The sequence below is a fragment of the Candidatus Dependentiae bacterium genome (assembly GCA_018897535.1).
GTDB lineage: Bacteria > Babelota > Babeliae > Babelales > UASB340 > UASB340.
In genome coordinates, this window is record JAHIKO010000080.1 from 1 (window position 1) to 3605 (window position 3605).

2 protein-coding genes are annotated in these 3605 nt (G+C 30.5%); both read left to right on the forward strand.

The features are described from left to right. Positions 1-1621: hypothetical protein (locus tag KKE07_05095; GenBank protein MBU4270218.1), on the forward strand; the 1621-nt coding region annotated here is incomplete at its 5' end. Positions 1622-1805: 184 nt separating this feature from the next. Further along, the coding region (locus KKE07_05100; protein MBU4270219.1) for a hypothetical protein at positions 1806-3605 on the forward strand (1800 nt) is incomplete at its 3' end.

Consider the following 3605-nt stretch of genomic DNA (forward strand, 5'->3'; position numbering starts at 1 on the left):
CGGGGAACAGATTTGGATTCAAACATTAGTTCGGCCCGTGGATGATAAATGGAAAGAAATAGGTGAAAAAACGCGAGATTCTGGTACTGGAAATAATTTAAGAATTTTAGGCTTTGATGGTTCAAGTTTAAATCTTTTATCATCTTTGCTTTTTGCAAACGATGTTAACACGGTAGCGTGGCATCCCAGCCAATATTACTTGGCGATTGGAATTCAGGCTGCAATAACTGGTTTTGAGGTAAGAATTTATAGCTGGAATGGCACTACATTATCTCAAACATCAGGTGCTGAAATTGGTACCGGTGTTCGCGCGGTTGCGTGGAGTCGTGATGGGAATTATTTGGCTATATCACAATCTAATGACTATGTTCGCGTTTATTCTTTTTCAGCAGGAACAATTACATTGCAAGCTTCATTACTTTTAACAGGATTTGGTACTGCAGCAAGAGATGCTATTTCTTGGGATAGTACCGGACAATATATTGTAGTGGGTGATGGATCAACAGCAACAAATTCATTAAGAGTCTTATATTATAATGGCGCTACATCATTAACTCAAAATGTGGCAGTTTCACCAGGATCTGTTATTCAAACGGTTGATTGGAGACCTAATAGTGATTTAATTGCCGTTGGATTGTCTGCGACAACTGAGCGATTACGTCTTTACAGATTTGCATCCGGTTCATTAACCGATGTCACATCTGCATATGTTGGAGAAATTTATACTATTTATTCGGTAAATTGGAGTAATAATGGCAATTATTTGGTTTCAGGGAGAGATGATCAAGCCGGAAATGATTTAAAGACTTATTATTTTAATAGTTATAATAATCAATTGTTGCTTTTAGCTGGCTTTGAGGTTCCATCAGATGTTTATTGTGCAAAATGGGCTCATGGTGAAAATTATTTGGCAACCGGAGATCAGGGAGACTATGTTCGTGTATATGGAATCACAAAAAGGGATTTGGATTTTTATGATACTGATTTGATATTAAATTCCGATTTAAATATTAAAATGACTGCAAATTTTTTTAACAGTTGTTCAATAAATGGTAATGGAAACAGAATTAATCTTGATACAAGTGGAATAATTAATATTGGCGCCGGATCAAGTTTGACTATTAAAAATGCAGAGATTTATGGTTTATCCAAACAAAATTTAAAATGTTTATCTGATAATTCTTCTTTAATCGTGCAAAATTGTGTTCTTACTTTGACCAGTAATTATTTATTCGATCAGGGATCTATTTTATTTGATAAAGACGTTATTATCAGTGGGACAAATTTTTTTACATATGCTTCAAGACAAACAAGTACGATTAATAGTGACTCTAGATTGTATTTATCGCAAAATCTTACTTTTAGTTATGCTCCAAAAAGAAATAATAAAGATTTAATTTACATGACCGATGTTAGTTCGGGTTTATATTTGGATGGTACAACTTTATTATCAACAAACACAGGGTTAAGATTATCTGCAGGATCTTTGTTTTTGGATAATAAAGTAACAATTAGTGCATTAGGTATTGCTTTATCAGAATCTATAGTTTTTAATTCTGATTTAACTTTGAATATTTTGGCTTCCGCGAATTTAGATTTATATGGGCCTATTGAAATTTAAAACTCTTATTCCGGTGTAAGTAATATATATTTTAAGATATTAAGGATATAGTGTTTAAATAATTATTAAATAATCAAATTTATATTTTGTTGATTTTTAATTTCAATTCTTTTATTTGTTTAATGATTAAAATATTTGTAGAATATTTAAAAGAGTAATGAATATTTTTTAAAAAAGAGAGAAGATGAGTAAATTTAAATCTTTTGTATTTCTCATTTTTTTATCAATTAATAATATATTTTCAGGATTAAATTTTTCCAGTAAGGGTTCAAAAATAACATTAAATAATGGCGCTAAATTTAATGTTAATAACCCAATTTCTTCTTGGACCGGCAGCTTGGAAAAAAAATCCGGAAGTACTATTTTGGGTCAAAATATTATTTTTGATAATGGTATTTTTGAAGAAAATAGTACTGAAAATAAAATTATTGGAAAATATAGTCCAACAGCAACCAGAAAAATAATTTTGGATGGAAATAAAACATTTAAAAGTGAAGCCGGAACGGTTTCTGAAAAAATAAATGTTGTAGGTTCAGGAAATAAGTTGCAAGGCCAGCCAATATTTAGTAATACCGATGCAATAAGATTGGAAAATCAAAATTCTGTGTTAAATATTGGCATTCAAAATGTTCTTAATTCTGATATTGAACTTAGAAACGGCAGAATTAATCTTGATTCAGATTTACACATGGCAGATGATAGAGTTATTACCGGTTCCGGAATTATTGATCTTCAAGGAAATAGTTTAAAAATTGGTGGAAAAAGTTCTTTAAATCTTACACATACTCTTGATATTTATAATGGAACGGATTGGAATTTGAATAGTAAAACTATTCTCTCCGGAACTTGGAATGTTTGGGGAACTCAAACCATAAGAGGTGAGGGTAATATTTTAGATCTTACATCCGGTGGAACAATATATGTTAGAAATAATGCAACTTTAAATATAACGGATTGTGTTATAAAAGGCCTTGGAATAAATAAAGGTTGGATTGATTTTCAAAATGATGCCGGTACGGTTAATCTTTCAAATGTAGTAATAGAACTTGAAGATAGATTTTATACAAGACAGGGTGGATTTTATGTTGATGGTCCAACTACAGTAATTACAAAAAATTATAATTGGAATTTTGACACAAATGCATCTTTGACTGTTGATGGCTTGACTTTATGGCTTGATCCTGCTGCTTATGATGGAACCGGAAATGAAGGTAAAATTCGTTTTGGTAGTGGAACTGTTGGTAAATATCTTTCGCTTGTTTCGAGCGGTACTATAAGCTATGCAGCCAGAGGCGAAGGCCTGATTGAAAAAATTAGATATAATTCACAAGCTGTTGTGACTCAAGATAAGCGAATTAGATATAATTCTAATGCAATAGTAACGCACGATAAGCGAATTAGATACAATTCGAATGCAATATTATTTGCTAAAAATGAGATAAAGAATAATTCGAATACAATAATTACGGATTTTAGATTAACGAAGCAAAACAGTAATGCAATAGTAAGTCAAAATGTAAGAATAAATACAAATGTAACTAATATAAGAACAAACTCAAATGCAATTGTTACACAAGATAAGCGAATTAGATATAATTCGAATGCAATATTATTTGCTAAGAATGAGATAAAGAATAATTCGAACACAATAATTACGGATTTTAGATTAACGAAACAAAACAGCAATGCAATAGTAAGTCAAAATGTAAGAATAAATACAAACGTAACTAATATAAGAACAAACTCCAATGCAATTGTTACACAAGATAAGCGAATTAGATATAATTCAAATGCGATTGTAACTCAAGATAAGCGAATTAGATATAATTCTAATGCAATAGTATTTGCTAAGAATGAGATAAAGAATAATTCGAACACAATAATTACAGACTTTAGATTAACGAAGCAAAACAGTAATGCAATAGTAAGTCAAAATGTAAGAATAAATACAAATGTAACTAATATAAGAACAAACTCAAATGCA